This is a genomic window from Clostridium sp. Marseille-Q5894, assembly GCF_946902305.1.
Lineage (GTDB): Bacteria > Bacillota_I > Bacilli_A > Erysipelotrichales > Coprobacillaceae > Thomasclavelia.
In genome coordinates this window covers 226675-249890 of sequence record NZ_CAMPPT010000001.1, presented here as the reverse complement: position 1 = coordinate 249890, position 23216 = coordinate 226675, and the positions used below count along the sequence as shown (strand labels likewise).

Sequence of the window (23216 nt, the reverse complement as noted above, 5' to 3'; positions counted from 1 at the left end):
CCTATTATTATATAAAATCAATTAAATATTTAATGTAAAAATACCTCTTATTAAATATATTATACATTCAATTTATCCCAATTAATATATATCCCGCTTACACTTTTTAACTAACAAATTGCATTTATTAATATCCCAAAATAAAAAGTGTTTTAATTACTAAAACACTTAATCATACTATATCGTAAATCCTGCATACTGTGTCATATACAACTGATAATACTTTCCTTTTCGAGCCAGCAAAGTATCATGATCACCACTTTCCACAATTTTTCCTTTATCCATAACTACAATCATATCAGCATTACGAATTGTTGATAAACGATGAGCAATAATGATACTTGTTCGATTCTTCATTATCTCCATCATAGCATCCTGTATTGCTTTTTCTGTACGGGTATCAACATTAGATGTCGCTTCATCCAAAATCAAAATTTTAGGATCAGCAATAAAAGCTCGAGCAATAGTAAGTAACTGTTTTTGCCCTTGACTAATATTTTTGCCTGAACCAGTTAATATCGTCTCATAGCCTTGAGGCAGTTTTTGAAGCATATCTTTACACCGGCTCATTTCTACCGCATTTTCCAACTGTTGCTCAGTAGCATCTTTATTCCCATATTTCAAATTTTCACGAACAGTATTAGAAAACAAGATAGCATCTTGTAGTACAATAGCAATATTTTGTCTTAAACTAGTTCTTGAAATATTTTTAATTGGCTGATCATTAATAAAAATTTCTCCACTATCAATATCGTAAAATCTCATTAAAAGATTAACGATCGTAGTTTTTCCACTACCTGTGGCGCCTACTAAAGCAACCTTTTTTCCCGAAGGAACCGTAAGTGAAAAATCGTAAATAACTGGATTCTTCTTATCATATGAAAACTTAACATTTTTAAAAACAATCGTCGCCTTTTTATCTTGAATAAATTCTTCTCCTGATTTATCCTCATTTATTTCATCTAACACATCAAAAACACGCTCTGCACTAGCAATCGCAGTTTGTAACTGACCATAGATTTGAGCAATCTCATTGATTGGTCGACTAAATTGTTTTGCATAAACAATAAAAGCTGAAATAACACCTACTGAAATTAATCCTTTAACTGAAAAATAACCTCCAAATGCAGCAATGATCACAAAACCAACATTCCCAATACAATTCATAACAGGACCCATTACCCCGCTAAAAATATCAGTCTTTATTCCAGCTTTAGTAAGTAGATCAGAAGTATCACAAAAATCTGCAGTTGTAATATCCTGATGATTATAAGCTACTACTGTACGATAGCTTGAAAGCATTTCTTCTACAGTCGCATTAAGTTTACCAAGTAACGCCTGTCTTTTTCGTGAAAATTTTCGAACTTTTCCTGAAAGAACTTTTGTCACCAGCAAAGTTAATAAGACCGTTACACAACTAAGCAAAGCAAGCTGCCAGCAATACCAGAACATAATTCCTACCGTCCCAATGATCGTCAATACCCCAGAAAACAATGAAGGCAATGATTGCGAAATCGTTGTAGAAATATTTTCTATATCATTAGTCATTCGACTCATTATATCACCATAAGAATTTGTATCCAGATAATAAACCGGTAAATCAATGATCTTACTAAACAATTCTTCTCTCATTCTTTTGATAACCCGCTGACTGATTTTAGCACTTAAAAAACCTTGCAACAATTGGCTCCCGCTATAAAACATATAAACAATAAACATAAAAAAGAGCATGTTATTAAAATTACCTGTCACACTACCAGCAATTATATCAATAACATTACTTTGTAAACTAGGAGCATATATTCCACAAAGCGTTCCAAAGATAACGACTATCAACATACAAATTACCATTAACTTTTCATGTATAAAATATTTAGCAATCCGTTTAACTGTTGTTTTAATATTTTTTGCATACTGCACTTCAACAAAACGCTGATGATGGTTCGTTCCTGGCATATTACGATTTACCATTGTTTACATCCTCCTTTCCAATTTGAGAATGATAAATATCTTGATAAGCAGTACATGATTTCAATAATTCTTCATGATTACCACACGCTAAAATTTTTCCATTATCTAAAATAATGATCCTATCAGCATTGCGTACAGAAGCAATTCTTTGAGCAACAATAATTTTAGTAACTTGTGGTTTTGATTGCTGTAAAGCTTTATATAATTTAGCTTCTGTCATTAGATCTAAGGCGCTTGTAGCATCATCAAAAATTAAAATTTCTGACGATTTTAAAATCGCTCGAGCAATCGATATTCGCTGCCTTTGACCACCTGATAAGCTCATTCCCCTTTCTAAAACAGCTGTATGATAACCATCTGATGATGATGAAATAAAATCATCTGCTTGAGCAATCTTAGCTGCCTCTTTGATGGCTTCCGGTGATGCTCCAGGATCACCCCAAGCAATATTTTTAGCAATCGTTGTATTAAATAATTCACTTTTTTGTGAAGCAATTGAAATCTTTTTTCGTAATTCAATTTGGTCATATTCGCGTACATCAATTCCATCTACTAAAACTGCACCTTCTTTAACATCATAAAAACGCAATATCAAATTAACGAGTGTTGTCTTTCCACATCCAGTAGATCCCATAATAGCTACCGTTTCCCCTTTATGAATCGTTAAATTAATATTATCTAAAACGATCTGGCCATTACCAGGATAAGCAAAAGAAACATTTTTAAATTCTATTTCTCCATCGCTTTTACCTTCACCATTATATAGCCCATTCTTTAATTCTGGTTCACTGCATAAAATTTCTTTTACCCGTTTCCATGATACAAGACCTCTTGAAATATTTTGAAACAACATAACGAGCATCAAGATTCCATTGAGTAACTGGGTAGTATACGTAATAGCTGCCATAATGCTTCCTGGTGTAACTTTTCCACTAGCAACTTCAAAAGACCCAACTAATAAAATAACTGCAACTACAACATACATTAACGCATTAATAATCGGATTCATAAACGCAAAAATTATAAGTACCTGCAGCTGGGTCTTAATTAAATCATCATTAGCTTTTTTAAAACGAACTTTTTCATAAATTTCCCGTACACAAGCTTTAATAATGCGAATGCCTGATACATCTTCTTGCATAATTACATTAATTCTATCAAGCTGATCTTGCAGTTTTAAAAAAAGAGGATCAGCTTTAAATAAACAAAACGCTAAGCAACCAATAATCACAGGAAAAGCACATATTACAATTATTCCAAAATCACGGTTTAAACGAAACATACAATACATGCTTCCAAACATAAGCAACGATGTCCGAATCATCCCTCTTACAAATTGAGAAACAAAGTTTTGTACTTGGGTAATATCATTTGTTAATCTAGTTACTAGAGATCCAGTTTGAAACTTATCTATCTGTAGAAAAGAAAATGTCATGATCTTGAAAAAACAATCTTTACGAATTTCGTTACCAATATTTTGTCCTGATAAATGGACAAACATATTATTAAGAGAACCACAAAATCCACCAAATAATACTAATCCGATCATTTGTATCCCTAACTGCCAAATCAAGTTTAAATCACTTATACCACTATTTTTTAGTCCCAAAACACCTTCATCTACGATCTTGCTCATGATTCCCGGTTGAATTAGATCCATTGAAACTTCACCAATCATAAAAAGACCTGCCGCAATAGCAAAATGCAAATATTTCTTTACATATTTCCACATAAACTATCCTCCATTATTACTATCCAGCCTTTTATTTGGCCGAAATTTTTTCTTTTTAATATCATGATAACGCTCTTTCCAATCAGTATTTACTTTTTTTAACAATGCTACTAATTCTTTTTTTTCATCATCAGATAAACAAGAAAACATTTCTTCATGTCTTTTATGACGCTGACTATTAGCTTCTAGTGCTAACTTTTTTCCTTTTTCCGTTAATTCAATATCGATAGTACGATGATCTGTTTCATTTGCTGTTTTAATTATACAATCATTATTTTCCAGCTTTGTTATTACCTCACTAGCTGAACCAGGCTGGATTCCTAACTTCTTTGTAAGTTTACGTTGAGTAATTTTACCTGTTTCATTTAAAACAATAAGAATTCTTTTTTGGCTTCCCTTACCTTCATATAAACAGTGCATAATATGGCTTATCTCACGTAAATTAATAATAATATCATCATTTATATCAAGATTCTTTTTATTTTTTACTTCTTTCATTACTTTACCCTCCTATCTATTACATTATATTTATTCACAAACAAATATCAAGGTACCTAACAAATAAAATTAATATTTTATAAAAAACAAAAAAAGACAAAGTACGAATTTTAAATTCTACTTTGTCAATAATCTAAGCTTTTGTCTTAATCCTATAAATCACAAATTCCTTTGCCTTTACCATAAACATCATACCAGTCATTATTAAAATCATTTACCGCTTTTTCAATATTTGGATTTGCAAATATTTGTTTCAATACGGCTACTGGCGCTGTTACACTCTGAGCTCCGGCATTAAAGGCATCGCGTATTTGCTGGAGGCCTTTAAAACTTGCTGCTAAGATCTTACATTCATAATTATCCATAACGATTCGATTTGATAACTCATTGATCAATTCATATGGATCACTTCCTAAATTCCCGATTCGATTTACATATGGCGCAATATAATCTGCTTTTGCCGCTAGCGCCATGTATGCCTGCATTAAATCATATACAGCTGTTGCAGTTACATTATGCCCTTCACTTTTCAAAATTTTTATCGCTTTGATACCTTCATAGGATACCGGTACTTTAATATATACCTGATCATCGATTTCTTCTAAAATACGATGACCTTCTTTGACTATTTCATCACACTCTTTAGAAATAACCTGGACATGGAGACTTCTTTCCTTACCAATGATCTTTCTTACTTCTTTCATATGTTCAAAGAAGTTTTTAGGACTTGTTGCTTTAACGATCGAAGGATTGCTGGTTACTCCGGTAATTGGCATGTGATCTATAGCATCCTTGATTTCTTCTAAATCTACTGTATCAATAATAAATTCCATCTCTTTTTTCTCCTACTATAATATTTGTTCAGTTCTACCAATAATATCATCTTGAGTAGCTTTAGATAATACATTGAAAAAAGCTGAATATCCTGCTACACGTACAATTAAATCTTTATGTTTTTCAGGATGTTTTTGAGCATCGATCAAAGTATCACGGGAAACGACGTTATATTGGACATGATAGCCATCTAATCGATTAAAAAATGTTTTGATCATCATTTCTAATTTTTCTTTATTTTCTTCCTTAGCTAACATCTGTGGGGTTACTTTTTGATTCAATAATACCCCACCTGTTATTTCATGGGTCGGTAATTTAGAAACAGATTTAAAAACTGCTGTTGGGCCGCTTTTATCCATCGAATGAGCTGGCGAGCACCCTTCTGCAAGCGGTGTATGCGCCTTTCTTCCATCAGGAGTTGCCATTGTTCCATATCCTTGACCAACATTTGCTGAAATGCTTGAAGTTCCCGCATAACGGATACCACCAATTGGTCCTCTACCATATCTAGTATTAGGATATTTTTTCATTTCATCAATATACGAATTATAAACTTCAACAACTAATTGATCCACATAATCATCGTCATTTCCATATTTTGGAGCATCATTAATTAACATATTTTGAATTCTTTGGTTTTCAACACTTGTAAAATCGTCAGCTAAAGCAGCCATTAATTGTACAGGGGTTATTTTCTTTTCTTCAAAAACAAGTTTTTTTATTGCCGCTAGACTATCTGCCATATTGGCTATACCAACTTGTAATCCTGAAATAAAATCATAAACTGCCCCACCTTCTTTAATCGTCTTACCACGACCAATACAATCTTCTGTCAACGCTGAACACAAAACATCTGGTACATCTCTTTCTAATGCTAAATCAATAGCATTTTCAACAATAACACTCATCCGCGTTAATTCTCTCAAAACATAATCAATCGCTTTCATCAATTCATCAAATGATTTCATGTCCTCAAAACGTCCCCGACCTTTGACAAAACGCTTACCTGATGTTGGATCGATTCCATCATTCATAGTAATAAGTAAGATTCTAGGAAAGTTCATATAACTCATTCCGGTGCATCGATATCCCCATTTACCAGGAACTGCCGTTTCAACACATCCGATTGCACTATAATTATAAGCATCTTCTTCTTTAACTCCTTTTTCGATGAAAGAAGGAATAATAACTTCATCTGAATTGAAAGCCGGCATTCCTGTACCTAACTTCATAACTTCGATAGCTTCATCCAAAAATGTTTTTGGCATATTTCGATGATAACGTACTGTTAAATTTGGCTGTGGTAATCTTGTTTGAGCTACTGACTTTAAAACTAGATATGATAATGCATTAGTAGCATCTTTTTTATCTGGTGTTTGCCCGCCAATCGTTACATTTTGATACATTGGACTTCCAGCACTGCTGAATGTATGCGCCTGACTTCTGACTTTATTGATCGTTAAAGTTTTGATCCATAGATTTGTTAGTATTTCTACCACCTGGTCATCATTAATAAGTCCATGATCAATATCATGCTGGTAATATGGATAAATATACTGATCAAAACGCCCATATGATAAAGAGTGCCCATTAGATTCAATTTGCAAAATCAATTGAATGAACCATGTTGATTGAACTGCTTCATGGAAAGTTTGAGCTGGTTCATAGGGAACCTTAGCACAAATACGGCTAATTTCTAATAATTCTGCTTTTCTTTTTTCATCAGCTTTCATGGCTAATTCTTTAGCTAATTTTGAAAATCGCAATGCATATGTTTTTACCGCTTCAATAACAATCAACACCGCTTTATAAAACTGATACTTGTCTATATTTTCAACAACACATAAATCCAATCCATCTTTTAATTGTCGTACTCTTTCTTCATATCCTTTTAATCCCGTTTTTAATACTTGTTGATAATCCACAGCTAAATGGGCATCTCCAGAATTTAATTTTCCTTCCATTCCAAAAAAACCTGTTTCCATATAAACTTTTACTTCATCAGGAAGCAAAGCACCACCTTTTGATCTTAAATTATTATTTTCCCAAAATGGTGCAATTGAACGCAAATCTTCTTTTGTTTTTTCAGTAATATAAAAAACATCACCATCTCGCTTTTCGAACAAATCCAATTCATCTAAAACAAATTCTAATGTATATTCAGGAAAAATTGGTGCATCTTTATTAGAAGCTGCCTGATTCCCTACGATAAGGGTTTCATCTTCAATATAAATGGACATCTTTTCTAAAATATTTTTTAACATCAAAGCTCGTTTCATAACGGCTGGTTGATTTTGATTCAGTTTGTATGCTTCTGTTGCAAGCAATGCGCGTTGAGCACAAATATAGGGCTTTTTATCCAAAACTTTTTCTCTAAACTCATTCATTCTTGGGGTTAAATCTCCAAAATGGGCAACATTTTTCATTTTCATCCTCCTTATTTCATTTGAAATTATTTATATTTTCAATTACAATTATATATTATCATAAACAGCTTTTGTGTCAATATAGATTTTTTAATTAAAAGATATTTTACTTTCATTCGTAATTATTATTTACATTTAAAATAACGAATGTTATCATATAAATATAAAAAAGGAGACAGTACTTATGGAAGGGATAATATTTAATATTCAAAAATTTAGTATTCATGATGGTCCCGGTATTCGTACAACCATCTTTTTCAAGGGTTGTCCTTTAAAATGTGGCTGGTGTTCAAATCCTGAATCACAACTTGAAAAAATTCAAATTTTATATGATCAAAAAAAATGTATTCATTGTCAATCTTGTATCAATGCCTGTCAACATAAAGCAATTCAAATGATCAACGATAAAATCATAATTGATCACCAAAAATGTACTAGTTGTTTATCATGTGTTGACAGTTGTTTTCAAAACGCTTTAGATTATGAAGGTGAAAACAAGAAAATAACTGAAATTGTGAAGATTTGTTTACAAGATAAAGATTTTTACGAAGAATCTAACGGAGGAATTACTATTTCTGGAGGCGAAGGAATGAGTCAACCTGCCTTTTTAAAAGAATTAGTTAAAGAACTAAAAAAACACGATTTACATCTAGCAATCGAAACGACCGGTTATGTTCAACCTAATATTTTTAAAGAATTAGCCCCTATGTTTGATTTAATATTATTTGATATTAAACACTATGATTCTTATCAACATTTTCTTGGTACAAACGTCCATAACGAATTAATTATTCAAAACTTGAAATGGGCAGTTAAGCAAAAGATTGAAATCTTGCCAAGAATTCCAGTCATTCCTGACTTTAATGCATCATTGGATGATGCTAAAGGTATCGCTAAGCTTTTAACAGAAGTTCAATTATCAAAAGTACAACTTTTGCCATTTCACCAATTTGGTGAAAAAAAATATGAATTATTGAATCGTGAATATCGTTTTAAAAATAAAAAAGCCCTTTATCCTGAAGATTTACAAGAATACCAGCAAATCTTTTTAGATAAAGGAATCGATTGTTTTTTTTAGGAGTGATACTCCTTTTTTATTCAGTTTTAAAAATCTCTATATTCTGTTTATGTAAATAATCTTCCACTTCTTTAGGTATATTTGCATCAGTATATAGATAATCAATATCATGGATATCAACCAGATTGACAACACCCTTTTGATGGAATTTTACTGAATCAGTTACAATAATAACATGTTCCGCCTGCTTAGCCATATCACGTACCGCCTCACTTCGCATATAATCATTACCAGTAAAACCACTTTTTTCACTAAATCCATCAGTCCCGATGAATAATTTATCAACAAAAAAAGTTTCAGCACATTTTTTCATGATCGGCCCAACCATTACTTGAGACTCGTTTTGATATTCTCCACCTAATAAGATAATTTTTACAGTACCCATTTTTCTTATATAATCAGCAATAAACGCAGAATTCGTAATAATTGTCACATCTTTTTTAGTATGGGCTATTTCTAAGGCAACAAGAGCACAGCAAGATCCTGATTCGATCATTACCGTTTCCCCATTTTCAATAGTTTCTACAGCAAGTTTAGCAATTTTTTGTTTACTATCATAATGATACGCTAAGCGATTATTAATATCATCACTATCATTTAAAGTTGCATAGCCATGCTCTCTAAGAAGAACCCCACTATTTTCCAATATCGCTAAATCTTTTCTAATCGTCACTTGAGACACTCCCAGTATTTGCGAAAGCTTGCTAACTTCTATTTTTTTTCTTTTAGTCAATAACTCTAATATTTGAGTATGTCTTTTATTCATAATAACTTTATATCCTTTCTACCTGCCGATCCAAAGTCTATCTAATTATGAATAAACGCTTGTTTCTGTAGGCAATCATTTTAATTAATCTATAAAAAACAAACTGTAAGCTTTACCACTTTACAAAATTATAAACCGCAGTATCTTCTCTTTATTTGCCAAAGCAGCAAAAACTAACAATTTACTTTAAATTTAGCAATGATTTTCTTTTATCATCGTCTTTTCTATATAAGAATATCATATTAAAATTTCGTTTACAACAAAAAAGGGTTTCATAATATCGTTATAAGATTTCATAAAAAATCATTAATTTTTAGCACTCAGGCGTTGACAGTGCTAAAATAAGTGCTATAATATAAGTGTAGTTAAGGAAAGGACCTTAACGAGGTAAATAATTTTATATCCCAGCGTAAAACTACTGAGATAAAGAAAGAGGCGATGTTTTATGAAATTTTTACCTATTATGAATGATGTATTTGATGATTTATTTTATGATTCTTTTAAAAATTATTCTAACGTGAATGCTATGCGCACAGATATCTGTGAACAAAATGATCAATATTTACTAAACATGGAACTTCCTGGATTTAAAAAAGAAGATATTCAAATGGAATTAAAGGATGGTTATCTATTAGTTAGTGCTACTAGAAATGCAAATACTGAAGAAAAAGATGACCAAGGTCATGTAATTAGACGTGAACGTTACAGTGGAAGCTGTAGTCGTAGTTTCTATGTCGGAGATATTAAACAAGAAGATGTTAAAGCTTCATTTGATAATGGTGAATTAAAGATTACAATTCCTAAAAACACTGTTAAACAAGTTGAAGAAAAGAAATATATATCTATTGATTAAAGCCAATTTGCATTGGCTTTTTTTATTTATAAAAAATCATACTAATAAATCAAAATATTGATAAATCCTAATTAAATAAAAATAATGAAACCATTACAATTATATATGTTTATCCAAAGTCATATTCAACTCTCATTTTATCAAAGTTCCCATCAACAAAGATAGGAACTTTATTTTATAAATAAAATTGTATTTTCTTTCACAAATACTTGCATATTCAAATTATCTAACAGATGATTAATCTATTTAATAATCTTTTACAGAAAAACAGCAGCATCTTTAAACAGTCATCTTTTAAGAAAAACACAAGCTGTCAAAACACTCATGATAAGATTTATTTCAATTCGTTATAACGCTTATTACATTAATCTCTTTAATTATAAAGATTTCCAAAAGAAAATAACCATCCAACGCCAATTGTAATGGTTATTTCTTTTAAATAACTTTCACTTGAGGACAACCGTTTATCGATAGTCCTTTTCTCATTTATAATATACTATAAAATATCGAAAACATCAATAATATTAACATTTCTTACTTTATCCGCTCATAGTTGATATCACTTTGCATTTTACTTGAGAATTATGTTCGTTAATTTTTCTGCTTTATTGCTATTCAGCATAACTTAAAAGTTCTTACATCAATAAGCTCTTAAAAATCCAGGATAATCTTAAATCTTTCTTCGTACTATTTTATTAGCATTTAAATAATTATAAAAACACAGTAGAATAAAGTAATTTTGTTGCATTGTTAAAGCAACGTAGACCATTATATCAAAACATTTAATATTTTATCCTCACCATTTAAATTATAGAAATCATTAAAACACAAATAGTACTCAATAATGTTCCCAATAAATAATATTCAGCAAACTCTTTATCCTCTGATATTTTATTATATCTCGCTATCGATTTAGCTGTTAACACTAATCCAACTGAAGAATATTGTTCAATTAGTAAGAAAAATAACATAATAATCCTTTCAATAGTACCAATCATCCTTCCCGCTTTTTTTGTATTCTTAATATTATCATCTTCTTTACTTACGGGCTTATATGATTGCATTATATTAACTATCAAGATATTTGTTGGTTTATGTACAAGAAGTATTTGGACAATTAGAATAATTATAGACTGAATAGAAATTCCAACAATATTTAATATATTTAAAAGCATTAGATTATATCGATAATTTTCTCCTGATTTTATCATAAAGTAAGAAAGTATCATTAATATAGCGATATGAATAATTTGATCGATTATAAAAATATACTTTTGATATTTTCTTATAAATTCCTTTTTCTTTAAGAAATATTTTATTGCATCTACTAAAAAATGAGAAATTATAATTATCTCTAAATATATATTTTCAATATTTTGACAGATCAATTTAGCTACAATTAAAGTTATCAATCCATAAATCACACTATGAATGAATACATATTTAAAATTGTCTTCCTTTTTTCTTGCTAAAGACTCAGTCTGAAAATAAAAATCAGATAAGATATGTGCAAGTAAAAATATAATCAGTATTTCTTTATAAGTCATTATCACCCTTTACCTCACTTAATATTTTATTAACAGAATCAAAGGCGTCTTTATATACATAAAAATGAGTTTTAGACAAAATCTGTTGAATATTGGATTGAGTAACATTAAAATATTGTGCTGTTTCAGTTTGATTTTTCTTTTCAAATAAAACATAATCAACAACTTCTCTTTGCCTTTTTGTCCACCCCTCTTCGATGCTATACATGAGTTTTAAAATAGAATTTAATGATAATTCTTGTAAAGGATTATCTCCATCTATTTTAATTTGCACATCACCAAATGTACGTTCATTTTTCTTCTCTAATATTTTAAGATTTTCTATACTATCTCGTGCTTTATAATATCCCGGTCCATCTGCACCAATAGATATTTTAGAATTAATTTCTGTAGTAATCGCTCCAACCCCAATACCAAATCTTATTTTTATAGGATAAGAGCCCCTTTTTATATATTGAATTATATCCATAATATTTTTCCCAGAATGCAGCAGCCCTTGAAATTCGTCTCCCAAAGTAATTGTAAAGTTAGAAGCTATTGAATCAGAATATATTTCATTTATTTCACTTAATACTTTATTTAATTTGTTTTGAAAAACTTTTCGCTCTTCAATACTTTTTGATTTCTTAATATCACCTATAATAGCAATATATGGATTAAAATTATTAAAGACAAAAAACACATGCTCCACCTCCTCGTATTTACTACAGTATAATATATTTTTACTTTACAAACAACAATTATTAGTCAATTAACTAATAACTATCATTTATAAGTATATTAGCTTATAATTATATATTATTAGTATTTTCATTATAGTATTTAAGCAAAACTCAAGAAAAAGTATCTAACTTCTCATAAATCATTACTACAATATAGTTATCTTTTGATCGATATATTTAATTTCATATTCATCAACATATTTTTCAATAAAAATTTTGATTACACACTGTAAAATAAAACTTGCATTAATTTTCAACATCATATTATCTTAGCTTCGATTTTAACATAAAAATGTTCATAAATACCATATTATTTTAGTCAACTAAAACCAAATAAAAGAGACTTTTTATGAACACTTCCCTATATCACAAAAGCCTAAAGATATGCATCTTTAATTTTATCATTATGAAAAAAACCTCTTTTTATACTAATTTGGAGTTGAATTCCAAATTTGTACCATTTGGATTATATCTATCATTATTATAGTTTTATTTTCATTTTAAATACAAAAAAAGATCCAAGATAATCTTGAATCTTCCTTCGTAAATGCTACGATTAACGTTTTCTAAAATCAAGTTGTTAACTTATAACTCAAATCCATTGATTTTATCAATGCATTTTTCAATGAAATTTTTGATTTGCTGCCTTATTGTTACCACACTAAACACATTCTAAAACTTCTCACATCAACAAATCCTAAAGAAATCTGTTATATTCAATTAACTAAAAAGTCTTAAAAATTAATTGTGGTTAAAATATTTCTTTACTAAAGCATATCACTCTTATTTAATAATTGTCTTAATAAGTTGCATCATAATATCTTTATCTTCTGGTCTAGAGGTTGCTACTAATATTGTTAATGTCGCTAAAGCATCATTATTAATTCTTTCTTTTCCATCTTTATATAGTGCATTGTTCTTTTCCAAAAAGTATAAAAATATAGTTGCTCCTATTCTCTTGTTTCCGTCAATAAAGCTATGATTTTTGACAATAAAATATAATAATGCACTTGCTTTATCTTCAAGTGTTGGATATAAATCACTTCCTCCAAAGCTTTGATATATTGTTGATATACTACTTTTAAATGAATCATCTCTTTCAATTGCAAATTGATCTCCTTAATTTGCAAACATTGTATTGTGTATCAATTTTATACATTCATCATATTGAATGACATAGACATCTTTTTGTCCTTCAGGTACTTCTAAAGTATGATGATCATAATCATCTAGTATTTTAAATCCTCTTTGATAAGCTTTTAAAAACTCTAACACAGCATCACTAGTTGGTAATTTTCCACCAGCTTCTTTATATTGATCAAGCATTTTTGTAACATATTCAATATCTTGAAAGTGTCTATCATTGACAACATATCCTTTTAATAAGTATTCTCTTAATATATTATTAGCCCATTTTCTAAAAAGAATACCATTTTTAGATTTTACTCTATAACCTACTGAAATAATAACATCTAAAGAATAAAACGCTACTAATTGTTTAACACCAACAACACGCATTTTTTGCGTGTTGTTTTCTATTGAAAGTTCATCATCTTTAAAAATATTATTTATATGTTTCCTTATTGTTTTTTCATCTTTATCAAATAGCTTAGCCATCTGATTTGCACTTAGCCATACAGTTTCTTCTTGTGGTGAAACATAACATCTAATACAAAATCTCCATCTTTAAATTGTACAACTTCATTTCTTTCTACTATATCAACCATAATATCACCTTCTCCATTTAAAATTTTATTAATTAGCTCATTATATCACTTACTCACTCTTATTTCATTAAAAATCACAAAAAAAGATCCAAGATAATCTTAAATCTTCCTTCGTAAATGCTACGATTAACGTTTTGTTAAAATCAAGTTGTTAACTTATAACTCAAATCCATTGATTTTATCAATACTTTTTTCAATGAAATTTCTCATTTGCTGCCTTATTGCTACTACCCTCAGCACAACTTAAAACTTCTCACATCAACAAACCCTAAAGAAATCTGTTATATTCAATTAACTAAAAAGTCTTAAAAATTAATTGTGGTCATATCAATCTATCTGTTTCTCAATAGAAGAAACTAAATCTTTTATTGTAGGTAAACCTTCTTTTAATTCTTCTGGTAAATAATCTGTTATTTTGTATTCACTAACTCCCATTGGTTTATCCATATCTCTTAAAGTATATTCAGCAATAATATTGTTCTTATGACTACATAATAATAGTCCAATTGTTGGATTATCAAAATGACCTTTCAAAGTTTCATCTACTGCTGTCAAATAAAAACTCAATTGTCCTGCATATTCCGGTTTAAAATCACCTATTTTTAATTCTATAACAACATAACACCTTAATCTTATATTATAAAATAACAAATCAATATAAAAATCTTCCTCTGCAATTTCTAAATGATATTGATGTCCTACAAACGCAAAACCTTTTCCCAATTCTAAAAGTACTTTAGTAATATTATTGATTAAAGCATCCTCTAAATCTTTTTCCCTTGCATTTTCTTTCAAATCAATAAAATCAAAAACATAAGGATCTTTCATTGTTTCTAAAGCTAATTCACTCTGTGTTTCTTCTAATCTTTGAGGAAAATTTGAGATTTTTGTATTTTCATGTTGTCTTATATAATTGAGTTTCTATTTGATGAGCCAAAATATTTTTGGACCAGCCATTTTCTACTGTCTTATTAATATACCAAATTCGTTCTTCTTTTGAATTTATTTTTAGTATCTCAAAATTATGTGACCAGGGAATTTGTGCAGTCACCGTCTGCACAAATTCAAAATCAGTATACTCTCGATAAAATCTTACCATATTTTTTAAATTTCTTGATGAAAAACTTTTAAAGATGGAAACTCATTTCTTATATCTTTTGAAAGATTATCAATAAATTTATTTCCCCATTTACTATGAGTATCAATAATTTTTCCAATGTTCCAATACAAAGAAATCATTTCTTTATTAGCATTCAGTATTGCCTTGTGCTGAGCAATTTGTATTTGTTTTTTAATAATTTCAAAAGTTTCTATATAACTTTTTTCTATCAATAATAGCACCTCCTCATATATTTAATAATATATCTGATTATTATATTCTACTATTTCATGATTTAATATACAACAAAAAAAGACCCAAGATAACCTTGAATCTTCCTTCGTATTTGTTTTTGATTAACGTTTTGTTAATTCCCAAGTGTGATAAAATCAACACTTTTTAAACATTTTGCATCTTACTAGCTTATTTACCAAACCACTTCAAATCAACTGAATACAACTGTTATATACAAGAAACAGATAATACAAATACATTTTTATTAATAAGACAATTATTTTCTGTATTGCATATAATACAAGATACACCAACTACTAATATAACTTTCATTGTTCCTAAAGCCAATTTACTCTATATTTTTCTAATCTATCTCCTTTTGAACTAATTTTAAATCATTCTGAAAAACTCATTTAAAAAACTTTTGATTCCGTTTTTATATCACCTATCATTATTTTCCAAATCTTCTGAGTTTTGCTGTAACTGAAAAATTGTTTTTTGAGTTTCTATTTCATTTCTTAATTCTTCTTCTGTTGGTAAATATAATTTATATTTACTTGCAAACAGTTGTTCATTTCCCTTGAGAATTGAATATCGCGCTATATCTTCATCTGTATCTGCACAAAGAATAATCCCTATGGTTGGATTATCTCCTTCTGTTCGTTTTAATTCATCATACATTCTAACATACATATCCATTTGTCCTACATCTTGATGACTTATTTTTTCTGTTTTGAGATCAATTAAAACAAAGCATTTTAAATAATAATTGTAGAATACTAAATCAATATAATAGTCTTGTTTTTCAGTATGAATGTGCTGTTGTCTTGAAACAAAAGCATAACCTTTCCCTAATTCCATTAGAAATTTTTGTAAATTAGTTATAATACTTGTTTCTAATTCAGTTTCAGTAAAAGATATATCATTCGGTAACGATAAGAATTCAGCTATCACTGGATTTTTTATAAATTCTAACTTATCATAATTTTTAGATTCAGTTAATTTATTCATTTCATCAATAACAGGTTGCTTAGTTTGTGATTTCAACAATCGATAATAATATTGAGAAGAGATATTTCGTTGTAATGTTCTAACACTCCAAGTTTGTTCTTTTGCTTCTTTTTCATACCATTCTCTAGCAACACTATCTTTAACTTGGGTTAAAACTTGATAGTGGGACCAAGACAAAAAATCTATTGGTGATTTTCCAAACGCTGTCTGGAAAATGTTTGGATACATTGTATAAAATTTATAAAAACTATATAGATTAGACTTTGTAAATCCTTTTCCATATTCTTTTATTAAATTCTTTGAAAGATTTTTAATAACTTCGCCACCATATTTTGCACGATTATCACCATTAAGTTCTTCTTGAGCAATACGATATCCAATTAACCAGTTACGATAGATGAGATTGGTATTAATTGCCTGATATGCACTTTTTTGTGAACTATCAATAATAAATTTCATATCTGATACAATATCATCAGTTTTATTAAATTCAACAAAGCCATCCACTTTAATTATATGATCATTCATCAAATTCACCTTCTTTTTATTTAAAATTTTAAAAATCTTTTACCAAAAATAATAATATAACTTTATATTTCTACATTTGGATATATCTAAACATATTATAATCACTTAATGATATTTCATAATATATCTTATTTTTATATTTTACAATTTCATGATTTAATATACAACAAAAAAAGACCCAAGATAACCTTGAATCTTCCTTCGTATTTGTTTTTGATTAACGTTTTGTTAATTCCCAAATGTGATAAAATCAACACTTTTTGATATTTTTGCATCTTACTAGCTTATTTACCAAAACACTTTAAATCAATTCAATACAACTGTTATATACAAGAAACAGATAATACAAATACATTTCTATTAATAGGATAATTATTTTCTGTATTGCATATAATACAAGATATACCAACTTCATATTGACTCTTTTTTAATTGACTAAAACTTTTAATATGACTCTCATTGAACATACTACCTTTTTTTATTTCTATACAATGAAGTTTTAGATTTTCAACAATGATAAGATCAATTTCATTTTGATTATTGTCCCTATAATAGTATCCTGGTAATTCTAATCCATTATTTTCATATGATTTCTTTATTTCATTCATAACGTATGTCTCCATGAATGCCCCTGCTAAATTACTAATTAATAAATTTTCAGAATCATAGACTTTTGACAAATAAGCTGCTAAGCCAGTATCACTAAAATATAATTTGGGGGCTTTAACAATTCTTTTTGATAATTTATACTCACTATATGGTTGCAATAAATATATAATTCCACTCGTTTCTAAAATCGAAATCCAATCTTTTACTGTTTTAACATCAACACCCACATTTCTGGCAATTTGTGAATAATTAATTTGTTGACTTGTTAATGTTGCAATATGTTGTAAAAAATTATGAAACCTCAACTTATCTTTAAGATTTATAAGTTCATTAATATCCCTATCTAAATACGTGTTAACATAGTCTCTATAAAATTGTCTAGTTGGTAATTTTGGATTTTTTAATAATTCGGGATAAAATCCTCTAACTATTATTTTAAACAATTCATTGACATTTATAGGATTCATTTCCTTTTGTAATAATTCTAAAGAAGGCAAAAAAGGAATCTCATCTTTCCCAATTATTTCACTATAACTTAAAGGATTCATTGATAAGATAGTTGCTCTTCCAGCTAAAGACTGTGTTACTCCTCGCATTAATGAAAAAGTTTGGGAACCAGTTAATACAAACATCCCATTGGCACTTCCTTCTTCAAGCCTTTTTTTATTAACAATTGATTCTATTACTTCCATCAGTATAGGAGCATATTGAATTTCATCAATAATCAAAGGATAACCATATCTTTGAATAAAAAATATTGGATCTTTTAAGGCCTGTTCCCTCATTTCTATGTCATCTAATGAAACGTAGTGAAAACCATGTGTTTTCACCAAATTATATGCTTCTGTTGATTTTCCGACTTGTCTTGGTCCTGTAATAATAACAACAGGATAAAGCTTTAACGATTCTTCGATTTTATTAAAAATTGTTCTCTTAAACATAGCGCCTCCCATTTATACAAATTTTCATTATAACTCCATATTTGTATAAAATTATTATAACATACTTTTCATTATTATTATAGTTTTATTTTTAATTAAAATACAAAAAAAGATCCAAGATAACCTTGAATCTTCCTTCGTATTTGTTTTGATTAACGTTTTGAGAATTGTGGCGCACGACGAGCTTTTTTAAGACCGTATTTTTTACGTTCTTTAACACGTGCATCACGAGTAAGGAATCCAGCAGCTTTTAAAGTTGGTCTATAATCATCACCAGCTTGCAATAACGCTCTAGAAATACCGTGACGAATAGCTCCAGCTTGTCCTGAATATCCTCCACCATATACATTAACACTAATATCAAATTGAGAAGTTGTATTAGTTAACTCTAATGGTTGATTAACAATCATCAATAAAACATCTGATGGTAAGTATTCTTTAGCTGGTTTATCATTGATTACAATATTTCCAGTACCTGGTGTTAAAATAACACGAGCTACAGAAGATTTTCTACGTCCTGTTCCTCTATATTGTACATTTGCCATTTTTCTGTTTTTCCTCCTTACCCTTTAATTTTCAATTCTTCAGGTTTTTGTGCTGCATGTGGATGCTCATTACCTGCATAAACAAATAATTTCATTCCTTGTTTTCTACCTAATGTATTATGTGGTAACATACCTTTTACCGCTGCTTCAACCCAACCAGTTGGATTTTGTTCTTTAAATTGACGAGCAGTTTTTACTTTTAAACCACCTAGCCAACCTGAATGACGATAATAATTTACTTTATCTAATTTTTTACCAGTCATTACTACTTTATCAGCGTTAATAATAATTACATAATCACCAGTATCCACATGTGGTGTATAAGTTGGTTTATTTTTACCTCTTAATACTGATGCTACTTCTGATGCTAAACGACCTAAAGTTAAATCAGTTGCATCAACTACATACCATTTTCTTTCGATTGTGGCTGCATTAGCCATAGTTGTTTGTCTCATTTATTTTTTCTCCTTTATCCTTACCGGGGACTTTAGAGTTCATAAGAACATTCTCATTATAAGTACTTCATCGTATAATGTCAATCCCTTTTCTATAAATAAATTACCTATATTAGATAAAATTTTCCTCTTTAAACAATAAAACGACATAATTTAATTACATCTACATAGACAACATTATTTTATTATCCAACCAAAAAATCAAGCGATAATTTTAATACTTTCTTTATATGTTCAACACTATCATAATTATGATTAGCTCCGTTAATTGGAATAAATTTAGCTGTATCTATAAATTTAGGTACATATAGTTTAGATATATCAAACGGAACAGTCGTATCTTCTGTACCATGAATAATTAGTAAATCATTTTTATAAATATCTAAACCATCATAAAAATCACGAGCTAACATATCATCAACAAACTCTTGAGAAATTTCGAATCCGCCATGATCATATAATCCATCTTGATTTGCTTCAACTTTACCTGTTAAATAATCTAAAGCTGATGGTAAATTAAATGCTGGTGCCCACAATACCAATTTACTTATCACTTCTGGATAAAGTTTCGCTAATTCACTAGCTACAGCTCCTCCCATCGAATGTCCTAAGACATATATTTCAGTGCAATTTTCCATTTTTAAAGCTTCTTCTAAAATTATTCTTGCACATGCCAACTCATCTTTAAAAGTCATATCTTTAAAGTTTAAATCACTTTCACCACTACCTAAAAAATCAAATCTAAAAGTTGCAATGCCCTTAGCTTCTAACATTCTTGCTAATTGCACATAGCTAAATTTAGTCCCTGTCTTTTGACCAGTAAAACCATGAAAAATCAAACAAACTGGATGCTTATCTTTATTTGGTTTATGAAAAAAACCTCTCATTGTGCCTTTTGGTGTTGGTATTTCACAATAATGTTGCATTATAACACCTTATGCGCTCTTTTAAAGCGTTTAATACCATCATTATTAATATATTGATTTGTAATATTACGTATATTTTCCTCACCAAAATCTCCACCAATAAACAAGCAAGTATCCATAATCTCACTAGTTAATAAACGCCAGATTTCATCTGTAAAATCTTCATTTAGCACCATTTCTTTAACTATTTTCAAGCAATCTTCTATATATTCTGTTTTATCAATTTCTGTAATACCTTCCATTATTTATTCTCCTTTACGAGTTCTTTAATAACATAACCAGCTATCATCAAACCAGCGACACTAGGGACGAAACTCACACTTCCCGGTGTTGCATCAGCTACTTTTTGTGGTTGTTCTTTTGAATATAATACAGGACATTTTTTTATTCCACGAATCTTTAATTCTCTTCGCATTACTCTCGCTAAAGGGCATACACTGGTTTTAAAAATATCAGCTATTTCAAAACTTTCTGGTTCCAATTTATTACCTGTTCCCATAGATGAAATAATACGAATTTTTAATTTGTGACAATTTTCAATTAATGCTATTTTGGCTTTTACCGTATCGATAGCGTCAACAACAAAATCACAATCAGAAAATATATCTTCCATTCCCTGATCAGGAAGATAAAACTGCTGATATGTAGTTATTTTTAGATTGGGATTGATATCTAAACATCTTCTCTTAGCAACATCCACTTTATTCATACCGATCGTCGAATGTAATGCATATAGTTGTCTATTTAGATTAGTAATATCGATTTTATCATGATCAACTAAAACTATTTCTCCAATTCCATTTCTAACCAAAGCCTCAACTACATAACTGCCAACCCCACCTAATCCAAAAACTGCCACCTTTTTAGTTTGGAGGTTTTCAAGCCATTCTTGATTAGTCATTTTTACAATTCTTGCAAACTGTTCCATAATTCACCTCCCACTTATTATAAACCAAACGATTTTATTTATAAAGCTAAAGGTATAACTTTTTCTTTAGTCCATTTTGGGTAATTACAACCAAAGAAATTTGACCCCATTTATAATTAATTTGGTGATGATGTTATGGTTATTTATAAAAGAATTCGTGATCTTCGTGAAGATAAAGATTTAACTCAAAAAGAACTAGCTAATTATCTTAATGTTTCGCAAAAATCATATTCGCGTTATGAACGCGGTGAAAGAACGATTGCTCCTGAAATCTTAGATAAAATTGCTACTTTTCACGAAACTACTGTCGATTATCTATTAGGTAGAACTGACGATAAAACTGATTATACAAAAAAAGAAAACCAAATACATCGTTAAAATCATTTATATAAAAACTCTTACCCTGCTATTAATGCAGGTTTTATTTTTAATCAACAAATAATAACAATCATATTTTTTAGTCCAATTTGGGGTATTTAAGCATAGACCAATGGGGTCAATCCTATAATAAAAACAGGTGGTGATAACTATGGTTATTTACAAAAGAATTCGTGATCTTCGTGAAGACAAAGATTTAACTCAAAAAGAATTAGCTAATTATCTTAATGTTACACAAAAATCATATTCACGTTATGAACGTGGCGAAAGAACAATCGCTCCTGAAATCTTGGATAAAATCGCAACTTTTCATGAAACCACTGTCGATTATCTATTAGGTAGAACTAATGATAAAACTGACTATACTAAAAAAGAAAATCGCTCTAAACATCGATAAATTATATAAAATAAACCATTCTGTAATAATCATCTAAAATGATTATTACTTTTTATTTTAATAAAAAAGAGTTAGAAAGAATCTAATTCTCTTTATAACTCCTTTTCATTATTCATAGTCTGCAGTGTATCCACGATTATCCAATTCAAGTTTAACAACTTGCCAATCTTTAACTAAATCACCAAGTTCTTCCTTTATTCTTACTACTCCCATTTTATCCTCACCACGAATAACAGCCATGATAGTTGGCCCTGCTCCTGATAAATATGCACCTAAGACTTTCTCATCTTTTTCTAAGACCGCCATAATATCATTAAACCCTTTAATTAAATCTCCACGATATGGCTGGTGCAAACGATCTTTAAAGCCTAATTTAAGCCCTTCATCATAACCATTGATCAATGAAGCAACCATTAACGCTAGATGTGATACATTTTTAATCGCATCTTTCCGTGGTAAAACCTGCGGTAAAACCGAACGTGATTGTTCAGTCGATAATGTAAATGGTGGAATTAAAGCAACAAAACGATAATCATGCTTAACAGGAATATTTAATGTTAAAACATTATTTTCTTCCATCACCGACACTGTTAATCCCCCAAAAACAGCTGGTGCCACATTATCAGGATGACCTTCAATCGCTGTTGCCAACTCTAAAATCTCTTGACGATCATCAGCCTTATCTTTAAAAGCAAAAGCTCCAACGATTCCTGCTACAATACATGTCGAACTACTTCCTAGTCCACGAGTATAAGGAACATCTCCACTACATTCGATATTTATCCCATGGTATTTTAAACCACAAACTTCAGCAGCTCTTTTGAAAGCCTGATAAGTCATATTATCTTCATTACAAAATTGCTCTGGACAGCCTGTAATATTTAAACCACTATCACTTAATTCAAAGATAAAGGTATTGTATAAAGTCAGTGCTAAACCAGCCACATCAAATCCTGGACCTAAATTTGCACTTGTTGCGGGTACTTTTACTTTTACTTTCATGATAACCTC

The 23216-nt window shown here is 29.5% G+C and carries 23 protein-coding genes and 1 pseudogene; 4 read left to right on the top strand and 20 right to left on the bottom strand.

Annotation, left to right across the window (positions count from 1 at the left end; genetic code table 11):
* Positions 1–177: 177 nt before the first annotated feature.
* From OC535_RS01120 to OC535_RS01100, 5 genes are all read right to left on the bottom strand, one after another.
* A complete protein-coding gene (locus OC535_RS01120; protein WP_498822980.1) occupies positions 178–1971 on the bottom strand; it encodes an ABC transporter ATP-binding protein in 1794 nt (597 codons plus the stop codon).
* Complete coding sequence (locus tag OC535_RS01115) at positions 1958–3703, bottom strand: ABC transporter ATP-binding protein (protein WP_498822979.1); 1746 nt, start codon at positions 3701–3703, stop codon at positions 1958–1960. Before OC535_RS01115 ends, OC535_RS01120 begins: the two co-directional genes overlap by 14 nt.
* Before the next feature lie 3 nt (positions 3704–3706).
* Entirely contained in the window at positions 3707–4201 is a 495-nt protein-coding gene (locus tag OC535_RS01110) for a MarR family winged helix-turn-helix transcriptional regulator (protein WP_498822978.1), read from the bottom strand.
* A gap of 152 nt (positions 4202–4353) precedes the next feature.
* Positions 4354–5034: a fructose-6-phosphate aldolase gene (locus OC535_RS01105; protein WP_498822977.1), complete on the bottom strand. Its 681-nt coding sequence runs from the start codon at positions 5032–5034 to the stop codon at positions 4354–4356.
* Positions 5035–5049: 15 nt separating this feature from the next.
* Complete coding sequence (locus OC535_RS01100) at positions 5050–7461, bottom strand: glycyl radical protein (RefSeq protein WP_498822976.1); 2412 nt, start codon at positions 7459–7461, stop codon at positions 5050–5052.
* 184 nt (positions 7462–7645) lie between these two features.
* Between OC535_RS01100 and OC535_RS01095 the strand changes: the two genes are divergently transcribed.
* Positions 7646–8539 (top strand): glycyl-radical enzyme activating protein, encoded by an 894-nt coding sequence (locus tag OC535_RS01095; protein ID WP_227052938.1) that lies wholly within the window; start codon positions 7646–7648, stop codon positions 8537–8539.
* Between the two features lie 16 nt (positions 8540–8555).
* On the opposite strand, the gene OC535_RS01090 is transcribed toward OC535_RS01095, so the two are convergent.
* Positions 8556–9305, bottom strand: coding sequence for a DeoR/GlpR family DNA-binding transcription regulator (locus OC535_RS01090; protein ID WP_227052939.1), 750 nt, complete (start codon positions 9303–9305; stop codon positions 8556–8558).
* 445 nt (positions 9306–9750) lie between these two features.
* Here OC535_RS01090 and OC535_RS01085 point away from each other — a divergent pair, with 445 nt between their 5' ends.
* Complete coding sequence (locus tag OC535_RS01085) at positions 9751–10158, top strand: Hsp20/alpha crystallin family protein (protein ID WP_024721015.1); 408 nt, start codon at positions 9751–9753, stop codon at positions 10156–10158.
* A gap of 803 nt (positions 10159–10961) precedes the next feature.
* Here the strand turns inward: OC535_RS01085 and OC535_RS01080 are convergent.
* The 13 genes and pseudogenes from OC535_RS01080 to OC535_RS01020 form a co-directional block, all read right to left on the bottom strand.
* Entirely contained in the window at positions 10962–11705 is a 744-nt protein-coding gene (locus tag OC535_RS01080; protein WP_227052969.1) for a DUF3307 domain-containing protein, read from the bottom strand.
* Positions 11695–12387, bottom strand: a complete 693-nt coding sequence (locus OC535_RS01075) for a SatD family protein (RefSeq protein ID WP_498822975.1) — start codon at positions 12385–12387, stop codon at positions 11695–11697. The genes OC535_RS01080 and OC535_RS01075 overlap by 11 nt, the downstream gene beginning before the upstream one ends.
* An 823-nt stretch (positions 12388–13210) precedes the next feature.
* Positions 13211–13501, bottom strand: coding sequence for a type II toxin-antitoxin system death-on-curing family toxin (locus OC535_RS01070; protein ID WP_498823077.1), 291 nt, complete (start codon positions 13499–13501; stop codon positions 13211–13213).
* A 45-nt stretch (positions 13502–13546) separates the two neighbouring features.
* Positions 13547–14044, bottom strand: a complete 498-nt coding sequence (rhuM, locus tag OC535_RS01065) for a RhuM family protein (RefSeq protein WP_498822974.1) — start codon at positions 14042–14044, stop codon at positions 13547–13549.
* 437 nt (positions 14045–14481) lie between these two features.
* Entirely contained in the window at positions 14482–14982 is a 501-nt protein-coding gene (locus OC535_RS01060) for a PDDEXK nuclease domain-containing protein (protein ID WP_498822973.1), read from the bottom strand.
* A 67-nt stretch (positions 14983–15049) separates the two neighbouring features.
* Positions 15050–15393: pseudogene (locus OC535_RS01055) on the bottom strand (DUF1016 N-terminal domain-containing protein).
* Positions 15394–15928: 535 nt separating this feature from the next.
* Positions 15929–17026, bottom strand: coding sequence for a PDDEXK nuclease domain-containing protein (locus tag OC535_RS01050; RefSeq protein WP_498822972.1), 1098 nt, complete (start codon positions 17024–17026; stop codon positions 15929–15931).
* Between the two features lie 323 nt (positions 17027–17349).
* Positions 17350–18576, bottom strand: coding sequence for an ATP-binding protein (locus tag OC535_RS01045; RefSeq protein WP_498822971.1), 1227 nt, complete (start codon positions 18574–18576; stop codon positions 17350–17352).
* 152 nt (positions 18577–18728) lie between these two features.
* Positions 18729–19121 carry a 30S ribosomal protein S9 gene (gene rpsI / locus OC535_RS01040; protein ID WP_024721010.1) on the bottom strand — a complete coding sequence of 131 codons (393 nt, stop codon included), beginning with the start codon at positions 19119–19121 and terminating at the stop codon, positions 18729–18731.
* A 17-nt stretch (positions 19122–19138) separates the two neighbouring features.
* Positions 19139–19576 (bottom strand): 50S ribosomal protein L13, encoded by a 438-nt coding sequence (rplM, locus tag OC535_RS01035; RefSeq protein WP_024721009.1) that lies wholly within the window; start codon positions 19574–19576, stop codon positions 19139–19141.
* 185 nt (positions 19577–19761) lie between these two features.
* On the bottom strand, positions 19762–20502 hold the full coding sequence (locus OC535_RS01030; protein WP_227052959.1) for an alpha/beta hydrolase: 741 nt from the start codon (positions 20500–20502) through the stop codon (positions 19762–19764).
* Positions 20502–20744: a hypothetical protein gene (locus OC535_RS01025; protein WP_024721007.1), complete on the bottom strand. Its 243-nt coding sequence runs from the start codon at positions 20742–20744 to the stop codon at positions 20502–20504. The genes OC535_RS01030 and OC535_RS01025 overlap by 1 nt, the downstream gene beginning before the upstream one ends.
* Positions 20744–21433 (bottom strand): tRNA threonylcarbamoyladenosine dehydratase, encoded by a 690-nt coding sequence (locus tag OC535_RS01020; RefSeq protein WP_498823076.1) that lies wholly within the window; start codon positions 21431–21433, stop codon positions 20744–20746. Before OC535_RS01020 ends, OC535_RS01025 begins: the two co-directional genes overlap by 1 nt.
* Positions 21434–21565: 132 nt before the next feature.
* Between OC535_RS01020 and OC535_RS01015 the strand changes: the two genes are divergently transcribed.
* Both OC535_RS01015 and OC535_RS01010 read left to right on the top strand, forming a co-directional pair.
* Positions 21566–21808, top strand: a complete 243-nt coding sequence (locus OC535_RS01015) for a helix-turn-helix domain-containing protein (RefSeq protein WP_034595300.1) — start codon at positions 21566–21568, stop codon at positions 21806–21808.
* 151 nt (positions 21809–21959) lie between these two features.
* Positions 21960–22205, top strand: a complete 246-nt coding sequence (locus OC535_RS01010; RefSeq protein ID WP_024721004.1) for a helix-turn-helix domain-containing protein — start codon at positions 21960–21962, stop codon at positions 22203–22205.
* 108 nt (positions 22206–22313) lie between these two features.
* Here OC535_RS01010 and thrB read toward each other — a convergent pair whose 3' ends face one another.
* Positions 22314–23207 (bottom strand): homoserine kinase, encoded by an 894-nt coding sequence (thrB, locus tag OC535_RS01005; RefSeq protein ID WP_498822970.1) that lies wholly within the window; start codon positions 23205–23207, stop codon positions 22314–22316.
* Positions 23208–23216 lie beyond the last annotated feature (9 nt).

What these genes read in the sequence shown, in the direction of transcription:
- OC535_RS01120 (WP_498822980.1), bottom strand. Translation starts at nt 1,971, where the DNA reads ATGGTAAATCGTAATATGCCAGGAACGAACCATCATCAGCGTTTTGTT.
- OC535_RS01115 (WP_498822979.1), bottom strand. Translation starts at nt 3,703, where the DNA reads ATGTGGAAATATGTAAAGAAATATTTGCATTTTGCTATTGCGGCAGGT.
- OC535_RS01110 (WP_498822978.1), bottom strand. Translation starts at nt 4,201, where the DNA reads ATGAAAGAAGTAAAAAATAAAAAGAATCTTGATATAAATGATGATATT.
- OC535_RS01105 (WP_498822977.1), bottom strand. Translation starts at nt 5,034, where the DNA reads ATGGAATTTATTATTGATACAGTAGATTTAGAAGAAATCAAGGATGCT.
- OC535_RS01100 (WP_498822976.1), bottom strand. Translation starts at nt 7,461, where the DNA reads ATGAAAAATGTTGCCCATTTTGGAGATTTAACCCCAAGAATGAATGAG.
- OC535_RS01095 (WP_227052938.1), top strand. Translation starts at nt 7,646, where the DNA reads ATGGAAGGGATAATATTTAATATTCAAAAATTTAGTATTCATGATGGT.
- OC535_RS01090 (WP_227052939.1), bottom strand. Translation starts at nt 9,305, where the DNA reads ATGAATAAAAGACATACTCAAATATTAGAGTTATTGACTAAAAGAAAA.
- OC535_RS01085 (WP_024721015.1), top strand. Translation starts at nt 9,751, where the DNA reads ATGAAATTTTTACCTATTATGAATGATGTATTTGATGATTTATTTTAT.
- OC535_RS01080 (WP_227052969.1), bottom strand. Translation starts at nt 11,705, where the DNA reads ATGACTTATAAAGAAATACTGATTATATTTTTACTTGCACATATCTTA.
- rhuM (WP_498822974.1), bottom strand. Translation starts at nt 14,044, where the DNA reads ATGGCTAAGCTATTTGATAAAGATGAAAAAACAATAAGGAAACATATA.
- OC535_RS01060 (WP_498822973.1), bottom strand. Translation starts at nt 14,982, where the DNA reads ATGAAAGATCCTTATGTTTTTGATTTTATTGATTTGAAAGAAAATGCA.
- OC535_RS01050 (WP_498822972.1), bottom strand. Translation starts at nt 17,026, where the DNA reads ATGAATGATCATATAATTAAAGTGGATGGCTTTGTTGAATTTAATAAA.
- OC535_RS01045 (WP_498822971.1), bottom strand. Translation starts at nt 18,576, where the DNA reads ATGTTTAAGAGAACAATTTTTAATAAAATCGAAGAATCGTTAAAGCTT.
- rpsI (WP_024721010.1), bottom strand. Translation starts at nt 19,121, where the DNA reads ATGGCAAATGTACAATATAGAGGAACAGGACGTAGAAAATCTTCTGTA.
- rplM (WP_024721009.1), bottom strand. Translation starts at nt 19,576, where the DNA reads ATGAGACAAACAACTATGGCTAATGCAGCCACAATCGAAAGAAAATGG.
- OC535_RS01030 (WP_227052959.1), bottom strand. Translation starts at nt 20,502, where the DNA reads ATGCAACATTATTGTGAAATACCAACACCAAAAGGCACAATGAGAGGT.
- OC535_RS01025 (WP_024721007.1), bottom strand. Translation starts at nt 20,744, where the DNA reads ATGGAAGGTATTACAGAAATTGATAAAACAGAATATATAGAAGATTGC.
- OC535_RS01015 (WP_034595300.1), top strand. Translation starts at nt 21,566, where the DNA reads ATGGTTATTTATAAAAGAATTCGTGATCTTCGTGAAGATAAAGATTTA.
- OC535_RS01010 (WP_024721004.1), top strand. Translation starts at nt 21,960, where the DNA reads ATGGTTATTTACAAAAGAATTCGTGATCTTCGTGAAGACAAAGATTTA.
- thrB (WP_498822970.1), bottom strand. Translation starts at nt 23,207, where the DNA reads ATGAAAGTAAAAGTAAAAGTACCCGCAACAAGTGCAAATTTAGGTCCA.